The following is a 17,730-nucleotide window of genomic DNA, read 5'->3' as shown; positions in this document are numbered from 1 at the left end:
CTGGGCTACAGCCGTGTCCGGAAATGCTTCGGTGGCTGACCGAAGTGGCGGCGGAAAGCTGTCGAGAAGTTGGCCTGACTGCTGTAGCCGGCAATTTCGGCGGCACGGGCGACACTGACGCCATCGCGCTGCAGCGCGATGGCGGCGCGTTCGAGGCGGCTGCGGCGCAGGTAATCGAAGATGCTGCAGGCGAAAACCTGACGGAATTGCTGTTGCAGCGTGTTGGCGTTGCAGCCGAGGTGCTGGGCGATGGCGCTCATGTCGAGTGTGTCGGCCTCGCCGCTGTCGAGCAGGCGTTGCAATTGACAGATGCGCCGGTAGGCGGCCGGGGGCAGGCCGGGAGCCGGTTTCTGGTCGACGCAGCCAGTTAGGGCGAAGGCTTCTGCGATCAGTTCAAGTGCGCGGCTTTCCTGGTAAAGCTGATGCATTGGCCCGTCGAAGCTGGCTGGCCGGATCAGTTGTTCAGTGATCGCGACGGCGCGCGGCGATGGTTGCCATTGGCGGATTTCCAGATGCTCGCCGAAATTGTCGCGGGCCAGGCCGGCAGTGTCGAACCACGTCCGGGCCAGGGTCAGTACGACCATGCGCTCGTGTACGCCGGCTTGGCCGATGCGTTCGAATAATTCGGTTTCATTCAGCGTCGCGACGACACCGCAGGGTCTGGCTGTTGCACCCTGGCCGGCGTCGAGCGGTAGCGGTGTGTTGCCGAAATGGACACGGGCGGTGCCTTCGAGCTTGAGCATGATCTTGATGCTTTCGCCTTCAAGAACCGAGCGAGTGTGCATGTCGTGCAGGTGAACGATGTCGGTGCAATGGAGATGGAGGCCGTCGCGCAGGCGGTTGAAAGAGAAATGACCGGCAAGCAGTGGCGACTGTGTTTGCGCGTGCGGGGCAAGCAGTTCGACGCCGTTATCGATCCTGCGGAAGAGTGCGGCGAAATCAGCAACGCCCAAGCTGTCCCGGGGCATCGCAGGCGGGATGGAAGTGGCTGTTGGTCGCGCAAACATCTTTGTTGCTCCAGCAAACAAAAAGCAAAAGGGTTTTTGCGATACTACGCCCGGATTTTATAAATGAAAACAATTCGCAATACTTTCTAGCAGATGATCGAGTCTGCAATCAGGGGAATTCGCATGCTTACCAGACCCAACACCCTGGCCGTCAGGCCCCTTGCTGTCGCTCTTGCGCTGGCCTTTGCCGGTACTTCGGCCGTTGCCCAGCAGGAAACCGTTCTTGCCGATACCGTCGTGCTTGGTACGGCCGAGGAGACGTTGAAGCAGTCGCTCGGCGTGTCGGTGATCACCGCCGACGACATCGAGCGCAAGCCGCCGGCCAACGACCTGTCGGAAATCATCCGGACGATGCCCGGCGTCAACCTGACCGGTAACTCGACCAGCGGTCAGCGCGGCAACAACCGCCAGATCGACCTGCGTGGCATGGGGCCGGAAAATACCCTGATCCTGGTCGACGGCAAGCCGGTCAGCAGTCGCAATGCGGTCCGCTACGGCTGGCGTGGTGAACGCGACAGCCGCGGCGACAGTAACTGGGTGCCGGCCGAGATGGTCGAGAAAATCGAAGTCATTCGCGGTCCGGCCGCCGCCCGCTATGGCAACGGCGCCGCTGGTGGCGTCGTCAATATCGTCACCAAATCGGTGGCCACCGAGCACCACGGGCAGGTGACGGTCTACGCCAACGCCCCGGAACATTCCGATGAAGGCGCGACGCGCCGGCTCAATTTCGCACTCAGTGGCCCGATCTCGGAGCAGCTTTCGTACCGGGTTTACGGCAACCTCAACAAGACTGATTCGGATGATCGCGACATCAACGATGGTCATCAAGCGCCGGGGTTCGCCACTTCCTTGCCAGCGGGGCGCGAGGGGGTGCGCAACCGCGACCTTGGCGCCCGCCTGAGCTGGACCTTCCTGCCGGGGCAAGTGCTGGAGTTCGATGCCGCCCATGGTCGTCAAGGCAATATCTATGTCGGCGATACGCAGAATGTTGGCAGCAATGCCACGGTCGACGCGTTGATCGGCAAGGAAACCAACCGCATGGAGCGCAAGACATACAGTCTGACGCACAAGGGGCGCTACGATTTTGGGACTTCCACTTCGTTCATCCAATATGCCGAAACCGAGAACCGTCGGATTCAGGAAGGTCTGGTCGGCGGAACGGAGGGGATTTTCCTGACTGGCACACCGCCACTCCTGACCAACGACCTGACTGAATGGACCGCGCACAGTGAATTCAACATTCCGCTGCGTGGCGCACTGAATCAGATGCTGACGGTCGGCGTCGAGTGGACCGAGGCGAAGTTCGAGGACGCTTCGTCGAACACCGTTGCCACCAGCTACGGTTCGATCCCCGGGGTCAGCAGCACCGGCCGCAGCGGCAAGAGCGAGTCGCGGATTGCCTCGGTCTTCGTCGAGGACAATATCGAACTGTCGGCTTCGACCATCCTGACCCCCGGCTTGCGCTACGACCACCACGATCAGTCGGGAGGCAACTGGAGCCCGGCGCTGAATCTCTCGCACATGTTCAGCGACACGGTCACTTTCAAGGCTGGCGTCGCCCGCGCCTACAAGGCACCGAATCTCTATCAGAACAACCCGAACTATCTTATGTACAGCTCCGGCAACGGCTGCATGACGGTTGGCAACGGCACCACCGGCTGCTACCTGATCGGCAATGACAATCTCGAACCGGAAACCAGCGTCAACAAGGAGCTTGGCATCGAGTTCAAGAGCGCCGCGCTGGCGGCCAGCATGACCTGGTTCCGCAACGATTATCGCAACAAGATCCAGGCAGGAACAGGACCGGTCGCCATCAGCACGACCAATAACCGCAGCATCTATCAGTGGGCGAATATTCCCAAGGCAGTGGTCTCGGGCATCGAAGGCAACCTGCGCCTGCCGCTGGGCAAGTCGCTGGACTGGAATACCAATGTCACCTACATGCTTGAGTCGAAGAACAAGACGACCGGTGACTACCTGTCGGTGATTCCGGAATACACCGTCAATAGCTCGCTCGACTGGCGCATCAGTGATGCTTGGAGCAGCTTGTTCACAGTCACCTGGTACGGCGAACAGAAGCCGATGAAGCTTGACTACAAGGGCGCGCCGGTTAGCGGGACCTCGGCCGACACGGTGTCTCCGTATGCGATCGCCGGGCTGAGCACGAGCTACACGATGAACAAGAACCTGAAGTTCACCGCCGGTATCAGCAACCTGTTCGACAAGCGCCAGTATCGTGCCGGCAACTCGGTCAGCGTCAGCTCGACGGCGGGCTACGGCACCAGCGGCGGTGCGGGCGCCCATACCTATAATGAACCGGGGCGGACCTACTACCTGTCGATGACTTCGTCGTTCTGATGCACGGAAGCGGATCCGTCGCCACCCGGTATTTCGCCGGGTGTTTTTTTCGCTTCTTCCTGCTGGCGTTGCCGGCGGCAGAAGCAGCCCAGCCGTTAGCCGTTCTTGATCTGGCCGCTGACGGAGGCCGCAGCTATCGGGTCGAGGTCCGGCGGCCGCCCGTGCTACCGCCGTCCGCTGGCTATCCGGTGCTCTACCTGCTCGATGGCAATGCAGCGCTGACAAGCCTGCCGGAAGATGTCACCGGGCGCGTGCTGATCGTCGCCATCGGCCATCATGGCAGCAGCCGTTTCGATGTTGCCGGCCGGGTTTTCGATTTTACGCCGGCGTTGACCGGTGGGGACGAGTTCGATCCCCTGGTACCGGCGCGTCGGGCCGGCGGCGCCCAGGCTTTCGCCGCTTTCATCGAGCGCCGGGTCAAGCCGGCGGTGGCCGCTGTCTACCCCGTCGACGCCAGCCGGCAGGGGCTGTGGGGACATTCCTACGGTGGCCTGTTCGTGCTCCACACGCTGCTGACCCGGCCGGCCGATTTCCGCTGCTACGCCGCCGCCAGCCCGTCGCTGTGGTGGCGCGACGGCTATCTGCCGCGGTTGGCGCAGTCGACCCCGCCAGCGGCGCGCCAGACGGCGAGCTTGCTGGTCACCCGCGGCGGCGCCGAGATGCCGGCGCAGGCGCCGCAGGGCGACCCGCGCGCGCTTGCCGCCTGGCGACTGCGCAACAGCGTCCCGGCCGACGCCGCCGCCACTTTCGCGGCCGCCCATCCGGGGCCGGCCGAATACCTGGAACTGCCCGGGCTGAACCACGGCGAGGCCTTCGCCGCCTCACTGGCGCCGACGCTGGCCTGGTTCGCCCGCTGCATCGAGGAGTGAATTGATGACACTGCTTTCCCTGCTGTTCTGCCTGGGCGCCGCGGCGCTGATTTACGCCGCTGCGCCGCATTGCCCGCTGCCGCCAGTTGCCAGCCGGATCGTCCTGCGGCGGGCCGGCGGCCTGTTGCTGCTGGTTGGCCTGTGGTCGTGGTCACAACTGCTGCATCCGGCCGCCGCCATTTTCGTCACGCTCAGCCTGGCGATGCTCGCTTTCGGGCTGCTGCCCTGGCTGGCGCTGCCCTGGCTGGCGCTGCCCTGGCGGCGGACGCCGGGAGGCCGGCGATGAGCGACTACCGCAAGGATTACCTGAGCAAGACGCTGGCCGCGGTGATTCTTGGCCTCGGCATCGCTTTTGCCGGCAGCGCGCTGATCGCCTGGGGTACGCCGGGCGGGCCGGCGGCACCAAACAAGTTCCAGTTCGTCATGTGGGTCGTTTCGCCGTTATGGACGCTGGTGCTGGCGCTGGTCTACCTGTTCCGTAATGGACGGCGGGCCTGGCTGGTGCTCAGCCTGGCCAACCTCGTGCTGTTCGGCGCCTACCTGCTGATCCGCTTCCTGCATTCCTGATTCCTGATTCCTGATTCCTGATTCCGCGAGCTGCCATGCGTTCCAACATCATCCGCGCCTACAAGGGCGTTCATACCTGGACCGGCATCCTGACCGGCCTGGCCCTGTTCATCGCTTTCTACGCTGGTGCCCTGACGATGTTCGAGGAAAGCCTCGAACGCTGGGTGGCGCCGCCCGGGCGTCACGCCCAGACGCCGCTGGTGCAGGCCGACGCGCTGATCGCGGCGGCGCTGGCGGCGCGGCCGGAAGCCGCCAAACAGTTCACATTGCATCTAGCCGAGACGGCGCCGCTTGGCCGCCTGACCTGGCAGAAGGGCCGCGACGATGCGCAGCCCTGGTCGGCCGAACTCGACGCCGCCGGCGAACTGCAGCTGGTCCGCCTGGCGCCCGGCGGGGTCGCCCAGTTCGTCGACACCCTGCACCGCACTGCTGGTATTCCCGGCGATCACGAGATCGGCGAGACGGCGATGGGCATCGTCAGCGTCGTCTATGTCGTTGCGCTGGTCTCCGGGCTGATCGTGTTGCTGCCGTCGCTGATCAAGGATTTTTTCGCCCTGCGCGTCGGTCGCAACCTCAAGCGGATGTGGCTGGACGCGCACAACCTGCTCGGCATCACCAGTTTTCCCTTTCACCTGCTGATCGCGCTAACCTCGGTGATCTTCTGCCTGCATGATCCGATCTACGCGCTCCAGGACCCGCTGATCTACGACGGCAAGTTCCGCCAGGTCACCGCGTCCAGCGGCGTTCTGGCGCAGGCGCCGAAGGACCCGGCGGCGGCGCCGATGCTGCCGGTACAGGCATTGCTCGACCAGGTCGCTGAACTCGAGCCTGGCTTCCAGCCAAGCGCCATCGAATACCGCAATGCCGGCACCGGCGGTGCCGTCGCCCGGGTGATCGGCGACGATCCGCGCTACTTGGTGCGCAACGTTGGTTTTGTCGTGCTCGGCGCGGTCGACGGCAGGATTCTCAATACCGATTACCTGCCCGGCCACCAGGGCAGCTGGAGCGCCGTCGTCGCCGCCTTCTTCGCAGTGCATTTCGGCACCTACGGCGGCGAGACGATGCGTTGGGTTTATTTCCTGCTCGGTCTCGGCGGCGCCTTCGTCTTCTATTCGGGCAACCTGCTCTGGCTGGAAACACGCCGGCGCAAGGCGAAAGCCGGCGAACTGCCGGCCCAGGCGAGGGCTTCGCGCTGGCTTGCGGCGGGCACCGTCGGCACCTGCCTCGGTTGCATCGCCGGTGTCTCGGCGATGCTGGTCGTCGGCAAGTGGTGGCCGGGCGTTGCCCCGGAAACCGTCTATTACCTGGTGTTCCTGTTCTGCGTCGCCTGGGCGTTCATTGCCGGCGCGCCGCGCGCCGCGGTCCAGCTCGGCTGGCTGACAGCGCTGGCGACGGCGGCCTTGCCGGCAACATCGCTGCTTGCCTGGCTGCTGCCCGACAGCGGCCTGTGGTGGCATGCGCCGGCCTTCGGGGTCGATCTGGTGGCCGCTGCCGGGGCGCTGATGCTGGCCTGGGCGGCGGTCGCGGCCGGCCGCCGGGCGCGGGGCGGCGATGCCGACAGCGTCTGGGCTCAGCCGGCTTCGTCGCAGCCCTTGCCGCCGTCCGGTCGCGGGCCGGCGAGCGCCTGCCAGGAGTAAAGCAGGTAGAGGCTCCAGCCGACCAGCCACAGCGTCGCCGCGCTGTGCAGCAGCGGCAGGTAGGCGCCAGCGAAGGCGGGCAGGCTGGCGGCGGCGCGCAGCAGGGCGGCGCCGAGCAGCAGCGCGGCGGCGCCGGGTAGCCAGCGGCGGTGGTCGAGGCCGTGGCCGCTGTGCAGGCGGCCGGCGACGCTCATGACGATCAGGATCGATAGCGCCATCGCCCCGGCCAGCAGCAGGTGGTGGCCGGCGCTGTTCCAGTTGCCGCCGGCGAGCAGGCCGATGCCGATCAGCGCGTAGCCGAGCGCCATCGCCCAGTACACCAGGTAGGGAATGAGCACCCAGCGCTGCCACAGCGCCCGGCCGACGTGCCAGTCGTTGAGCAGGTTGAGGAGGGCGGCGGCGGCGGCGAGCGCCAGCCAGCCGGCGACGGCGTTGCCGGGCAGGAAGAACTCGGCGGCCGAGAACAGGCCGATGGCGAAGATCGCCAGCTTGCGCCGCGGCGGCCGGGCGAGGTAGGGCGCGGCGATGCCGCCCTGGCGTTCGAGCACGTCGTTGACCAGGCGCATCGAGATGCGCGACAGGGCGATGACGATGAGCATCATCATCAGGCCGACGCCGAGCAGCAGCCAGGCCATTGCGTCGCCGCCGCGCCACAGCGCCAGGTAGAAACCGGCATGGATCACGGTCAACGCCGCCAGCGCATGAAAAAACGCTAGGTGGCGGCGGCTCGGCTGGCGCCACAGCGGGCCGGCGATGCGGGCGGTCAGCAGGGCCAGGAAGGCGAGGTCGCAGACAGCCGCCGGCAGCACGCCGAGCCAGCCGGCGAGCAGGTAGAAGAGACGGCCGCCGACCCACAGGCCGAGCAAAATTTGCACAGTTTTGCGGTCGACCGCCGGCGAACCGGTAAATTCGATGATCGCGGTCAGCAGGAAGCCGGCGATCGAGGCGCCGGCAAAGCCGAAGATCATCTCGTGGGCGTGCCAGACGACGGCGCCGCCGGGCAGTTCGGGCAGCGGCAGCAGGCCGGCCAGCGCGCCCAGCCACCAGGCCATGGCAACGACGGCGTGGCCGGCGGTGAGCAGAAAGAAGGGGCGGAAGGCGCACAGCCACAAGTTTGCGACCATGGAATCAAAGGCTGGCCCCAGGGGCGACGGCCAGAAACGGGCGATTTTCATGCGCCCTCCAGCGGCGGCAGCGCGAAGGCGGCGCGGATATCCGGCCAGCGGATGAACTCGGCGGTGCGGGCGAAGACCCAGGCTTCGTCGCGGGCGGCGACCGGGGTATCGACCCGGTGCTCGGCGACGATCCGGCCGGGGCTGCCGCTCATCACCAGGATGCGGTCGGCCAGGCGGACGGCTTCCATCAAATCGTGGGTGATCATCAGCACGGCGCTGCCGTGCGCCGTGCGCTCGCCGGCGAGCAGCGCGTAGAGCTCGCTCTTGAGGCCGATGTCGAGCGCCGAAAAGGCCTCGTCGAGCAGCAGCAGGTCGGGCGAGACGGCGAAGGCGCGGGCCAGCGCGGCGCGGCTCTGCATGCCGCCGGAGAGGGCGCCCGGGTACTTCGCCAGGTCGTCGGCAGTCAGGCCCATGCGCGCCGCCAGCCCGGCCGCCTGGCGGTCGCGCTCGGCACGGGCGACGCCGCACGCTTTGAGGCCGAGGCCGATGTTGGCCAGCGTGCGCTTCCACGGCAGCAGCCGCGGTTGCTGGAACATCATCGCCGGCCGCGCGAAGCTGCTGGCGATGCTGCCTTCCCACGGCGTCAGCAGGCCGGCGGCGAGGTTGAGCAGGGTCGTCTTGCCGCAGCCGGAAGGGCCGACCAGCGCTACCGCCTCGCCTTCGCCGACATTCAGCGCGATGTCTTCGAGCACGCGCTGGTAGCCGAAACGGTGGTTCAGCGCGGAAATGGTCAGTTGCTTGATGATGCGAACTCCCGCCAGGATTCGACGCGGCGCTTGAGCGGTTCGAGCAGCAGATACTCGATCGCCAGCAGCGTGCCGACCAGCGCGACGATCCAGGCCATTGAGGCGGCCGTGTCGAGGTGGCTGCGCGAGACCGCCAGCGCGGCGCCGATGCCGTCCTCGGTGGACAGCAGCTCGGCCATGACGACGATCTTCCACGACATGCCGAGCGCCGAGATCCACGCCGGGAAGAGATAGGAAACGACGTGCGGGAGATAGACGTCGGTCAGCTTCATCCACGTCGACAGCCCGAACATCCGGGCGACTTCCTTCAACTGTCCGTCGAGCGTGCGCGTGCCTTGCATGGCGCCGACGAAGATGATCGGGAAACAGGCGATGAAGACGGTGAAGATCGGCGTCCCGTCGCCGGCGCCGAACCACAGCAGGGCCAGGATCAGCCAGGCGATCGGCGGCATGCCGACGAGCACGGTGATGATCGGCCGGGCCATCATCGAGGCGGTCATCGAGACGCCGGCGGCCAGTCCGAGCAGGCTGCCGACGCCGACCGAGAGGCCGAAGCCGGCCAGCGCCCGGCGCGCCGTGACGGCGATTTCCGGCCCGGCGGCGCCGCTGGCGAAGAGGCCGTGCAGCGTGCCGAGGGCTTCGATCGGCGTCGGCAGGATCAGCGGCCCGAGCTGTTGCGCGGTCAACTCCCAGATCGCGAGAAAAATGCCCAGGCTGGCCAGCGAGCCCCAGCCGCTCCACAGGTAGTGGCCGCTCGCCGTCAGCCAGTCGCCGGCCGCTCGTTTCATGGTCCGTAGAAGGCGTCGTCGGGCAATTTGCCGCCAACCAGCGCCGGGTTCTCGCCGTGCAGGCGTTCGAGGAAGAACTGCAGCTCGGGGCGCGCGGCGGCGATCGGCACGTGACGCATCTGGCTGACTGCCAGCGAATCGGCGACGGCTTCCGGGCTGAGCAGGTCGATCCGTTTGGCGACCATTTCGCCGCAGGCCAGCGCGTTCTTCTGGCACCAGTTCAGCGAACGTTCGTAGGCGGCCATGATTTTTGCCTGTAATTCGCGGTCGACCGCAGTACGCCCGATGGCGGCGATGCCGGCCTGCGGGATGCGCGCCTCGCGCTGGTACAGCCGGCCCCATTCCTTTTGCAGGTCGACGCTGCGGTACAGATCCGGGGCGATCAGGCTGACCGGGAAGGATTTCGTCTTGCGCAGCGCCATCGAGACCGCCGGCTCGGCGAGCAGCGCGTGGTCGACGCGACGGGTCACCAGCAACTGCATCGCGTCGAGCGGTGAGGCGACGTAGCGCAGCTTGAAATCCTTCTTCGCATTCAGCCCCTGCTTTTCGGCGAGCAGTGCAAAGACGATATCGGGCATGTCGGCGCGGAAAGGCATGGCGATTTCCTTGCCGCGGAAATCGGCCAGCGTCTTTGCCTGGCCGTCGCGCGACACCATCCACAGCACGCCCCAGGTCGAGATGTTGAGCAGGCGCAGCTTGACGCCGCGGTTGTAGAGGTTGGCAGCGACGTTGCTCGGCATCGCGACGAAATCGGCCTGGCCGCCGAGGGCGAGCACGCGCAGCTGGTCGGGGTCCTTCCAGACGCGGAACTCGACCTTGTCGGCGATATCCTTGAGCGCGCCGCTTTCGATCATGTGGATCAGCGGCGTCGACACCGAGGCCGGCGGACCGGCCAGCACCAGTGAAGGCAGCCGGCCCGCCGCCAACGCCGGCGTGGCCAGCGCAAAAACAGTCAACAGGGCGGCGAACCGGCGGCGCATCAGAAGCTCCCGCGCCAGGCAAGCTGGACGCTGCGGCCCGGGGCCTTGATCTCGTTGCCGGAAATGCCTTCGGTCAGGTGCTCATGGTAGGTCTTGTCGGCCAGGTTCTTGACGGTAAAACGCAGGCTCTGGTTCTTGGCGAACTGCCAGGTCGCGCCAAGGTCGGCGGTGACGAAGCCGGCCGTGCGGTTTTCCGTGCCGCGGGTGAATTGCGTGGCGACGCGGTCCTGCTCGTCCACCAGGCGCAGCGTGAAGTCGGCCTTGACGCCAGGCAGCACGCTGCCCAGCCAGCCGAGCGAGATTTCATCGGCCGGCATCTGGAACAGCGGCTCGTTCAGATCGTCGTTGTCGCCGCGGATGCGCGAGTAGCCGGCGTTCAGCCAGTGGCCGCCAGCGACCTGCCAGGCGACTTTGGCTTCGAAGCCCTTGATCGTCGCGCTGCCGAGGTTGACCGTCTTCTTGCAATTGCCCGCGTTGGCGGTGCCGCAGGCAGCGGTGGCGGTGGCACCGGTGAGAATCTGGCCGGTGATGTAGTTGTCGATGCGGTTGTAAAACGCCGAAACCTGGTAGTTGACCGCAGCATTTGCCCCCTTGAGGCCGATTTCGAACTGGTCGGCCTTTTCGGATTCGACTTCCGGGCTGCCGGCGTAGAAATAGCCGTCGCCGCGCAGGCCCGACTCGTAGCGCTCGCGCATGCCGGGGGCGCGGAAGGCGCGGGCGACGCTGGCGTAGGGACGGAGCAGCGGCGCCACTTCATAAACCGCACCGAGGCTGCCGGAGAAAGCGCTCTCCTTGTTGTCGAGGCCGGTGGTGCGGACGCCGTTGTTCATGCTGGCGGCGTCGCCGTCGACGCTGTCGTAGCGCAGGCCGGCGAGCAGGTTGAGCTTGCCGAAGCGCATGTCGTCCTGCAGGTAGGTGCCGAGCGCGCGGATTTCGGCATCCTGGAACGGGTTGTTCGCGCTCAGCGTGGTGAACGGTGCGCCGCTGGCCATGTAGCGGTCCGGGTTGCCGGTCATCTTCCAGGCATTGATGCCGAACGACAGCAGGTGCTGTGGATGCGCCAGCCAGTCGGCCTTGGCGTCGATACCGTCGGTGCGGAAAGTGACCTGGTTGGTGACGATGTCGCGGCGGAGGTTGTTGGCATGGCTGTAGATGTAGCGTTCCATTTCCTGGCGGTAGACGCGCAGGTCAAAGTTCACTGGTGCGGCGCCATCGCCCTTGCGGTTGTAGCCGAGTTCGTAAAGGCGGCGTTCCTGCTTCGGCGAATGCACGGTGGTGCTGCCGACCAGCGGGCTGGCGTGGGCGCGCGTCGACCCCGGATACCAGACGTCCTCGTCCTGATGATGCTGCGCCGAGACGCGAACTTGCTGCTGGCTGTCGATACGGAAGCGGTACTGGCCGATGAAGGCGTCGGAATCGTAGCCGGTACGGTCGACCTTGCCTTTCGGTGAGTCGTAATCGTCGATCCGGGCCAGCGAGGCGCCGAGCATCAGCGCATGGTCGCCCTGGCTGGCGTTCACCACCGCTGTACCGCGCCAGCCTTCGCTGGCGCTGTCGTAGCTGGCGCCGGCCTGGAGACCGATGCCCGGGGTGAATTTTGCCTGCGGCATGAGCACGTTGATCGCGCCGCCGAGTGCGCCGGTGCCGTAGAGCACCGAGGCGCCGCCCTTGACCACTTCGACGCGCTCGGCCAGGCCGAGCGTCATGAACGATGCGACGGCGCCGGCCGGCTGCGCCGAATTGAAGCGCATGCCATCGACCAGCAGCACCGTGCTTTCCTTGCCGAGACCGCGGATCACCGGGTTCTGGCCCTGCGCGCTGTCGTTCGAGATGGCGATGCCCGGTTCGCCGCGCAGCGCATCGCCGACGTTGGCGGCGCCGCGCCGGGCGATTTCGTCGGCATCAAGGGTGGCGGTGGAAATTGGCGTTTCGAGATCGGCCGAGGCATAGCCCTTGGCGGTGACGTTGACGGCGGAAAGTGTCGTTTCTTCGGCGTTGACCGCAGAAAAGGCAAACATCAACGCCAGGGCAAGCGGGGTGAGGCGAGGCAGGTCCATGAATGACTCCAGGGGGTGAGGCTGGCTGGCGTCATGCTGGCTTGCCGGATAATGAGCAGAGGCAAATTGTAACGATTGATAATCGTTCGTAACTTGATCTGTCTTAAATTTGTGTATTTGAATATTGGCGATTAATGAATTACACGCGAAAACACGCCGTCCGGTTCGGTGGCGTGTCAGAAATGATTTGGGGAGAGAGGGTGCAGCAGTTTTTCGCGCAAAAAAAAGCTGGCTGGCGTTTGGCTGGCTTGCCTGAAGGGCGGGTGATAAAACTCAGTTAGCCAGATCGCTGGCTTGATGGCATAGACGTAGCGCGAGATTGTCGCGTTCGCGGGCGAGGCGTTCGCATTCCCGATGTGCAGCACAGATGGTTTTGTCCAGATGCCAGACGCGCTGGGCAGCAGCGATCAGCCGTTCATTGGCATCTCTTGCTTCCATCAATTGACGGCCCAGTTCAATAATGGGCTGGCCGGATTCCAGTTCGGCAATTCGGGCACGATAATTTTCGCAGCATGTTTCCAGTGTGCTGATGCGGTTGGTTTGCTCGATGCTGCGATTGCTGTTGAGCGTTGCCATGCGTTTCTGGCTGGCCCGTGCCTGGCGCAGTGCTTGCCGGAGGGCAATATTTTCGCCTTCCAGTTCACTGATGCGTTCCTGCGGGGAATTTTCTTCGGGTTCTCGCTCAAGCAGAGCGCGATTTTCAAGCGGCGCAAGCATGTTGGTTCTCCGTATTGCCCAGGCGCAGACTGGCGCGTTCGCAGAGTCGGCGAGTGTCGTCATCAATCTCCATGTCGCAGAGATGATCGAGCAATCGTGCCGCGTTCAGTGCCGAATGGCGGCAGCCGGTTTCTTCGTGGATCAGCAGCAGGCTCAAGGTCGCTGCCCAAAGGTCGCTCGGTGGCATGGCTGGCTCCTTCAGATCGTCGTGCCGGCGATCATCAGCCACAGCAGTAATCCCGCGATGGCGATATTGGTCATCAGACTAGTCATGGCATACCTCGTTTAATTGAGAATTGTTCTCAATGTACATCACCTTGAGATAAAGTCAAACAAGAATTGATGTTATTTACCCGGTTGTCGTTAAGGCGGGAGGGGCCGATGAATTTGGCACCCTCCATGTATTGGCCGGCTCAGCGACCTGTGCCGTTTGCTTGGTGGCGGTGATACTTCGATCCCTACTTCGTCAGGATCAATTTGTCTTGGCGGGTGATGCGCAGGCGGTAGTCATTCCCGCAGTGTTGAATTGAAATTTCGTTGCTGTTGCCAAACAAGCTGAGGCTGGGAATGCAGTTGCTTACTCGTGCTTCAGTCATCACGGGCAGGATATCGGCATTTTCACGCATCATGCGCGGTGTGCTGCGCGGGCCGTTGGCATGCAGGAAAGGGATGCGCAGGTTTCTGGCGGCGTTGTCCATGGTGTACTCCTGAAATGGCTTACATGCGAGTGGCGTAATACTCGACCACGCGTTGCAGGTCGAGCGGGAAAGGGGCGGCGTCGCCATCCGGCAAGTGAGTCAGTCGGGCGGTCTGGGTGTCGGGGTCGAGACTGATCCATTGCGGGCGCTCAAGCGCAGGCTCTTCCAGCGTGGCACGGAGCAGGTCGATTTTTCGTCCGGCTGCGCTCGGGCCGAAGGCATCGCCGATGCGCAGGCGGATTGACGGAATGGTGACGCGCTTGCCGTTGAGCAGGAAGTGACCGTGGCTGACCAGTTGGCGGGCGGCCGGGATGGTTGGCGCGAAACCGGCGCGGAACACCATGTTGTCGAGGCGACGTTCGAGCAACTCGACCAGCTTGTTGCCGGTGGCACCACGATCCTTCTTGGCATCGGCAACGGCGCGGCGCAATTGACGTTCAGTCAGGCCGTAGTTGTAGCGCAGTTTCTGTTTTTCCATCAGTTGCAGGCCGAATTCCGACTTGCGTCCCCCTACTTTGCGGGCACCATGCTGGCCGGGGGGCTGATTGCGTTCCTGCATGGATTTGCGCGACAGGCCGGGCAGGTCAATGCCGAGGGCGCGCAGGACTTTGAGGCGGGGGCCGGTGTAACGGGACATGAGACTCTCTCTTTGTGTATTTTCAGTGGGTATGGCAACCGGGTGCGGTCAACGGATAGAAATCGACGGGAATCGACGCCGGATGGCACTGCACGGCCTCCCAGCCGCCGAGGACTTCCTGCAAGGTGCTTTTGAGAAAGGGGTTGATGCCATCGATATCCTTCATGCCCCGCAGGTGCGCCCGCAACGCTTCGGTTTTGTTGAAGGTGGCGCCGCGCAGGGCGGATGAAGAAAGCAGGTGAATGACGGCTGCCAGTCGAAGTTCGAGCGGCATGTCGGCGTTTTCCATGGGGCACTCCAGTCGTTTCGGGGAAACTGGCTGGCTTGCTGGAAAATCGGCTAGCTGGCTGGTGAATGAGAATTATTGCTAATTAAATTGGCTGCGTCAACAGACTTCATGAGCGCCGGGCGTATCAGCGATCTCCTTCCGGTACATAGACCATCGAACCATCCTTCATCTTGTAGGCGACGCCGGCTTTCTCGCCGTCGCCGCCGCCAATTTCACCGCTCGCCTTGTATTTTTCGACCTTCTCGCCTTTCTTGATCAGGACTTCCATGGTCGGTTTGCCGGCATCGGTGATCACCGTGACGTCCTGTTTGTTGAACGGATTGATCAGCGGGTTTTTGGCGACTGTAATGAGCAAGGCAGCGATGATGACGAGGAAAATATCGATCAGGTTGACCACCGACAGGATCGGATCCTCGGTTTCCGGTTCGTGCAGCAGTTTGATGCTCATGCCGATACCCCGCGCAGCGCGTGGACTTCGAGGATTTCTTCAGCCAGCCAGCGGCGGCGAACATTGACCACCCAGTAGGTAATTGAGGCGGCGATCAGGGCCAGGATGACGGCTGAGAAGGCGATGGTCAGGTTGTGCGAAACGTCGGCGAGATTACCGTCGGATAGCGATTTAAGTGCCGGCCCCATGGGAATCATGGTGGCAACGAGGCCAAGCATCGGCGTCACCCGACTGGCGATGCGCGGGTTTTCCAGCAGTGTGTGGGCGAAAACATCGAGTTGGTCATCCGACAAGCCGGGTTGCTGGCGGAAGTGGTTGAGCAGCAAGCGTCCCTTGCCGCTTCTGCGCCGCTGGGCGAGGACGATGAATTCTCCAAGTACCCAGAAGGCGTAGAGGAAGAGCGCGGCGATCAAGGCCAGCGTGGGCAGCAGGAAAAGCTGCGAGATTTGGTACATGCTGAGTTCGACAAGATTGGACATGATTTCTCCGGTTGGTTTGGGTTGATGGGGCTTACCACTTGCCTTCGAGCGACAGCAGCAAAGTGCGTTGGCCGCGCTCGAAGCCACCCAGGCGCCAGTCTTCGCCGGCAGCGGCAAAGTGCGAAAAGCGCCGGGTGTCGGCGCGCAGCAGGTTCTGCGTGTCGAGGCGCAGATTCAGTTGCTGGCTCAGGCGACGGGTGAGATAGAGATCGAGCAAGGTTTTCGGCCGCTGTTGCGTGCTTGTTTCGCCAGGAATGTCGGTGTGCGTGCGGCTGTGCCGTGTCAGGTGGAAGCCGGCGCTCATCTGCCAGGCGGGCAATGCTTGATCGACGCCGAGCGTGAACTGGTAGCGCGGCAGTTCGCGCGCGTTGCGGGTCTGGCCGAGGCGTTCGTCGTGCACGCGGGCTTTTGGCAGCGTCAGGTGGCTGCGCAGGGCAGCGCCTTTCCAGCCGATGGCGTCGGTCTTCAGCTTGGCGTCGAGTTCCAATCCCCAGTGGCGGGCCGTGCCTTCGTTGTATGGGCGCTCGACCCAGCGCGCACCTTCCAGTTGCGTACGGCGTTCGATGAAGTCCTCGGTACGGCGCAGGTAAAGGTTGGCGCCGACGATGCCGAGGTCGCCGGGCAGGCGCTTTTCCAGCGCGGCTTCCCAGTTGATGTTGCGTTCGGCTTTCAGGCTGCCGTTGCCGGCGCGGTCGGGTTCGAGCGGACTGTTTGCGCCGGTGGCGCGTACGGTCAACCCGGAAATTTCGTCGATTTTCGGTGCCTTGATGCCAGCGCCGAGCGACGACCGGAAGACCAGATCAGGCGCGATGGCAACGCGTGCAGCGAGCGATGGTGCGATCTGACCGGCTGATTGCGCGCGGCCGTCGGCTTCCAGCGTGATGTGTTCGCCGCGCAGGCCGCCGGTCAGCGTCAGGCGGTCGCCGAGCGGCGCCTCATGCTGTAGCCACGTAGTCCATTGTTTTGAGCTTGCCTCATGCTCGCTGCGCAGTGCGCCGGCGCCAGTGATGCGCTGCCTTTCCTCGCGCCGATGCCAGCTCTGTTCGAGACCGGCCGAGAAGAGGCCGTCGCCGATACTGCGGTCGACACGTACGGCAGAGGAAAATTCGTTTTCGTCACGGCGGATGGACTCGTCGGCCCGCGTTGTCGTACCGAGCGCGTCGCGCCAAAGCCGGTCGGTGTCGGTGCGGCGCTGGCCGTCGAGCAGCGCGACGCGGCCGGAAAGCTTGCCGAAGGCGAGCTTGCGCTCACCTTCGAGGCGCAGGCGGAGCAGCGTCATGGCGCTGTCCTCGCGGTCGCGGCGGCCGCCGTCGTCGGTGAGGCCGCTACCGGCGACAGGATCGGCGTAGGCCAGGCGATCGACGCGGCTGCTGCGTTCGCCGCGGTTGTGATACAGGCTGGGCCACAGCGTCAGCGTGCCGGCGTCGTCGCGCCAGGTCAGGCGCGGCGAGAGGATGAATTCGTTCAGCGTGTAGGCGCCGCGCTCGAGCTCGCTTTCCCAGGCTGTGCGCGTTCCTGCGGTCGACGCCTGGCGGATGGTCTTTTTGTCGCTCGGCATGCCATGGTGGTTGATCGACAGCGGCAGCGTCCACGAAAAGGCCTTGTCGCCGCCGCCGAGGCTGGCGCTGAACTGGCCGTTGGCTTCGTCGCCGCGCGTACCGGCGGCAACGCGCAGCGAGGTCGAGGCAGTGCTCGGACGCGCCTTCTTCATGATCAGGTTCACGGTGATCGCAGCGGCGCCGCCGTGTTCGGCCGAGGCGCCGCGCAGGATCTCGATGCGCTCGAGTTCGCCGGACGGCAGCCGGCCGACCGCGGTCAGCGCGTAGCGGGCGTTGGCGCTCGGGCGCTCGCCGTCGACCAGGAACTGCACCGCGTCGCGGCCCATGCCGCGGGCGTTGGCGGCCGGGCCGCCGTCGCCGCTGTGAGCGCCGGCGTCGATGCCGGGCAGCTTGCGGATCACCTCGGTTACGGTCAACCCGCCCAAAGCCTCGATTTCTGCCCGGTCGACAATGGTCTTCTGGGTTACGGAAGCCTGGCGTTCTTCAAGCGCATCGCTGCTGGCGGTGACGGTGATTTCCTGCAAGGTCTTTGTTTCGTCAGCCAGGGCCGGTAATTGGGCGATGAGGAGGGCGAACAGGCTGAGCCGGGTGGCGTTCATGCATTTCTCCTGACGGCGGATAGACCACCGCCGACGCCGGCCAGGAGTAGCAGCGAGATGCCAAACAGGGCGAGTGGTGGAGGCGGTGGCGCTGGCGCATCGATTTTTTCCAGTTTCATT

General features: G+C 64.6%; 19 protein-coding genes. 5 read left to right on the top strand and 14 right to left on the bottom strand.

Annotation, left to right across the window (positions count from 1 at the left end; genetic code table 11):
• Window positions 1-5 precede the first annotated feature (5 nt).
• Window positions 6-1,007: an AraC family transcriptional regulator gene (locus RCI20_RS14560; RefSeq protein ID WP_306606699.1), complete on the bottom strand. Its 1,002-nt coding sequence runs from the start codon at window positions 1,005-1,007 to the stop codon at window positions 6-8.
• A 123-nt stretch (window positions 1,008-1,130) separates the two neighbouring features.
• Between RCI20_RS14560 and RCI20_RS14555 the strand changes: the two genes are divergently transcribed.
• Genes RCI20_RS14555 through RCI20_RS14535 form a run of 5 tightly spaced genes read left to right on the top strand, consistent with a single transcriptional unit; the run spans window position 1,131 to window position 6,438 of the window.
• A complete protein-coding gene (locus RCI20_RS14555) occupies window positions 1,131-3,365 on the top strand; it encodes a TonB-dependent siderophore receptor (RefSeq protein ID WP_306606697.1) in 2,235 nt (744 codons plus the stop codon).
• Window positions 3,365-4,234 (top strand): alpha/beta hydrolase, encoded by an 870-nt coding sequence (locus RCI20_RS14550; protein WP_306606695.1) that lies wholly within the window; start codon window positions 3,365-3,367, stop codon window positions 4,232-4,234. Before RCI20_RS14555 ends, RCI20_RS14550 begins: the two co-directional genes overlap by 1 nt.
• A gap of 4 nt (window positions 4,235-4,238) precedes the next feature.
• A complete protein-coding gene (locus RCI20_RS14545; RefSeq protein WP_306606693.1) occupies window positions 4,239-4,520 on the top strand; it encodes a hypothetical protein in 282 nt (93 codons plus the stop codon).
• On the top strand, window positions 4,517-4,801 hold the full coding sequence (locus RCI20_RS14540) for a hypothetical protein (protein ID WP_306606691.1): 285 nt from the start codon (window positions 4,517-4,519) through the stop codon (window positions 4,799-4,801). The genes RCI20_RS14545 and RCI20_RS14540 overlap by 4 nt, the downstream gene beginning before the upstream one ends.
• A 35-nt stretch (window positions 4,802-4,836) precedes the next feature.
• The gene (locus RCI20_RS14535) at window positions 4,837-6,438 is read left to right on the top strand and encodes a PepSY domain-containing protein (RefSeq protein ID WP_306606689.1); all 1,602 of its coding nucleotides are present in this window, start codon (window positions 4,837-4,839) and stop codon (window positions 6,436-6,438) included.
• Here RCI20_RS14535 and RCI20_RS14530 read toward each other — a convergent pair.
• The 13 genes from RCI20_RS14530 to RCI20_RS14470 all read right to left on the bottom strand — a co-directional run bounded on the left by RCI20_RS14530 (window position 6,372) and on the right by RCI20_RS14470 (window position 17,610).
• Entirely contained in the window at window positions 6,372-7,613 is a 1,242-nt protein-coding gene (locus RCI20_RS14530; protein ID WP_306606687.1) for an NnrS family protein, read from the bottom strand. The genes RCI20_RS14535 and RCI20_RS14530 overlap by 67 nt on opposite strands.
• Window positions 7,610-8,305: an ABC transporter ATP-binding protein gene (locus RCI20_RS14525; RefSeq protein WP_306606685.1), complete on the bottom strand. Its 696-nt coding sequence runs from the start codon at window positions 8,303-8,305 to the stop codon at window positions 7,610-7,612. The genes RCI20_RS14530 and RCI20_RS14525 overlap by 4 nt, the downstream gene beginning before the upstream one ends.
• Window positions 8,306-8,343: 38 nt before the next feature.
• Window positions 8,344-9,147 (bottom strand): ABC transporter permease, encoded by an 804-nt coding sequence (locus tag RCI20_RS14520; RefSeq protein WP_306606683.1) that lies wholly within the window; start codon window positions 9,145-9,147, stop codon window positions 8,344-8,346.
• Window positions 9,144-10,130, bottom strand: a complete 987-nt coding sequence (locus RCI20_RS14515) for an ABC transporter substrate-binding protein (protein WP_373691529.1) — start codon at window positions 10,128-10,130, stop codon at window positions 9,144-9,146. The genes RCI20_RS14520 and RCI20_RS14515 overlap by 4 nt, the downstream gene beginning before the upstream one ends.
• Window positions 10,127-12,184, bottom strand: a complete 2,058-nt coding sequence (locus RCI20_RS14510) for a TonB-dependent receptor (protein ID WP_306606679.1) — start codon at window positions 12,182-12,184, stop codon at window positions 10,127-10,129. Before RCI20_RS14510 ends, RCI20_RS14515 begins: the two co-directional genes overlap by 4 nt.
• 273 nt (window positions 12,185-12,457) lie before the next feature.
• Window positions 12,458-12,901 (bottom strand): hypothetical protein, encoded by a 444-nt coding sequence (locus tag RCI20_RS14505; protein WP_306606676.1) that lies wholly within the window; start codon window positions 12,899-12,901, stop codon window positions 12,458-12,460.
• Complete coding sequence (locus RCI20_RS14500; protein ID WP_306606674.1) at window positions 12,885-13,088, bottom strand: hypothetical protein; 204 nt, start codon at window positions 13,086-13,088, stop codon at window positions 12,885-12,887. The genes RCI20_RS14505 and RCI20_RS14500 overlap by 17 nt, the downstream gene beginning before the upstream one ends.
• A 271-nt stretch (window positions 13,089-13,359) precedes the next feature.
• On the bottom strand, window positions 13,360-13,599 hold the full coding sequence (locus tag RCI20_RS14495) for a hemin uptake protein HemP (RefSeq protein WP_306606672.1): 240 nt from the start codon (window positions 13,597-13,599) through the stop codon (window positions 13,360-13,362).
• 19 nt (window positions 13,600-13,618) lie between these two features.
• The gene (gene rpsD, locus RCI20_RS14490; RefSeq protein ID WP_306606671.1) at window positions 13,619-14,236 is read right to left on the bottom strand and encodes a 30S ribosomal protein S4; all 618 of its coding nucleotides are present in this window, start codon (window positions 14,234-14,236) and stop codon (window positions 13,619-13,621) included.
• A gap of 22 nt (window positions 14,237-14,258) precedes the next feature.
• A complete protein-coding gene (locus RCI20_RS14485; RefSeq protein WP_306606669.1) occupies window positions 14,259-14,525 on the bottom strand; it encodes a hypothetical protein in 267 nt (88 codons plus the stop codon).
• Window positions 14,526-14,649: 124 nt separating this feature from the next.
• The gene (locus tag RCI20_RS14480; protein WP_306606667.1) at window positions 14,650-14,973 is read right to left on the bottom strand and encodes a DUF2149 domain-containing protein; all 324 of its coding nucleotides are present in this window, start codon (window positions 14,971-14,973) and stop codon (window positions 14,650-14,652) included.
• The gene (locus RCI20_RS14475; protein WP_306606665.1) at window positions 14,970-15,452 is read right to left on the bottom strand and encodes a MotA/TolQ/ExbB proton channel family protein; all 483 of its coding nucleotides are present in this window, start codon (window positions 15,450-15,452) and stop codon (window positions 14,970-14,972) included. The genes RCI20_RS14480 and RCI20_RS14475 overlap by 4 nt, the downstream gene beginning before the upstream one ends.
• Window positions 15,453-15,483: 31 nt before the next feature.
• On the bottom strand, window positions 15,484-17,610 hold the full coding sequence (locus RCI20_RS14470) for a TonB-dependent siderophore receptor (RefSeq protein ID WP_306606664.1): 2,127 nt from the start codon (window positions 17,608-17,610) through the stop codon (window positions 15,484-15,486).
• Between the last annotated feature and the right edge of the window lie 120 nt (window positions 17,611-17,730).

The sequence above is a fragment of the Azonexus sp. genome (assembly GCF_030824335.1).
GTDB lineage: Bacteria > Pseudomonadota > Gammaproteobacteria > Burkholderiales > Rhodocyclaceae > Azonexus.
The sequence above is the reverse complement of the archived record's forward strand: the minus strand, read 5'-3'. Positions and strand labels throughout refer to the sequence as shown.

What these genes read in the sequence shown, in the direction of transcription:
- RCI20_RS14505 (WP_306606676.1), bottom strand. Translation starts at nt 12,901, where the DNA reads ATGCTTGCGCCGCTTGAAAATCGCGCTCTGCTTGAGCGAGAACCCGAA.
- RCI20_RS14470 (WP_306606664.1), bottom strand. Translation starts at nt 17,610, where the DNA reads ATGAACGCCACCCGGCTCAGCCTGTTCGCCCTCCTCATCGCCCAATTA.
- RCI20_RS14540 (WP_306606691.1), top strand. Translation starts at nt 4,517, where the DNA reads ATGAGCGACTACCGCAAGGATTACCTGAGCAAGACGCTGGCCGCGGTG.
- RCI20_RS14560 (WP_306606699.1), bottom strand. Translation starts at nt 1,007, where the DNA reads ATGTTTGCGCGACCAACAGCCACTTCCATCCCGCCTGCGATGCCCCGG.
- RCI20_RS14495 (WP_306606672.1), bottom strand. Translation starts at nt 13,599, where the DNA reads ATGGACAACGCCGCCAGAAACCTGCGCATCCCTTTCCTGCATGCCAAC.
- RCI20_RS14545 (WP_306606693.1), top strand. Translation starts at nt 4,239, where the DNA reads ATGACACTGCTTTCCCTGCTGTTCTGCCTGGGCGCCGCGGCGCTGATT.
- RCI20_RS14530 (WP_306606687.1), bottom strand. Translation starts at nt 7,613, where the DNA reads ATGAAAATCGCCCGTTTCTGGCCGTCGCCCCTGGGGCCAGCCTTTGAT.
- RCI20_RS14520 (WP_306606683.1), bottom strand. Translation starts at nt 9,147, where the DNA reads ATGAAACGAGCGGCCGGCGACTGGCTGACGGCGAGCGGCCACTACCTG.
- RCI20_RS14555 (WP_306606697.1), top strand. Translation starts at nt 1,131, where the DNA reads ATGCTTACCAGACCCAACACCCTGGCCGTCAGGCCCCTTGCTGTCGCT.
- RCI20_RS14500 (WP_306606674.1), bottom strand. Translation starts at nt 13,088, where the DNA reads ATGCCACCGAGCGACCTTTGGGCAGCGACCTTGAGCCTGCTGCTGATC.
- RCI20_RS14475 (WP_306606665.1), bottom strand. Translation starts at nt 15,452, where the DNA reads ATGTCCAATCTTGTCGAACTCAGCATGTACCAAATCTCGCAGCTTTTC.
- rpsD (WP_306606671.1), bottom strand. Translation starts at nt 14,236, where the DNA reads ATGTCCCGTTACACCGGCCCCCGCCTCAAAGTCCTGCGCGCCCTCGGC.
- RCI20_RS14480 (WP_306606667.1), bottom strand. Translation starts at nt 14,973, where the DNA reads ATGAGCATCAAACTGCTGCACGAACCGGAAACCGAGGATCCGATCCTG.
- RCI20_RS14510 (WP_306606679.1), bottom strand. Translation starts at nt 12,184, where the DNA reads ATGGACCTGCCTCGCCTCACCCCGCTTGCCCTGGCGTTGATGTTTGCC.
- RCI20_RS14535 (WP_306606689.1), top strand. Translation starts at nt 4,837, where the DNA reads ATGCGTTCCAACATCATCCGCGCCTACAAGGGCGTTCATACCTGGACC.
- RCI20_RS14485 (WP_306606669.1), bottom strand. Translation starts at nt 14,525, where the DNA reads ATGGAAAACGCCGACATGCCGCTCGAACTTCGACTGGCAGCCGTCATT.
- RCI20_RS14550 (WP_306606695.1), top strand. Translation starts at nt 3,365, where the DNA reads ATGCACGGAAGCGGATCCGTCGCCACCCGGTATTTCGCCGGGTGTTTT.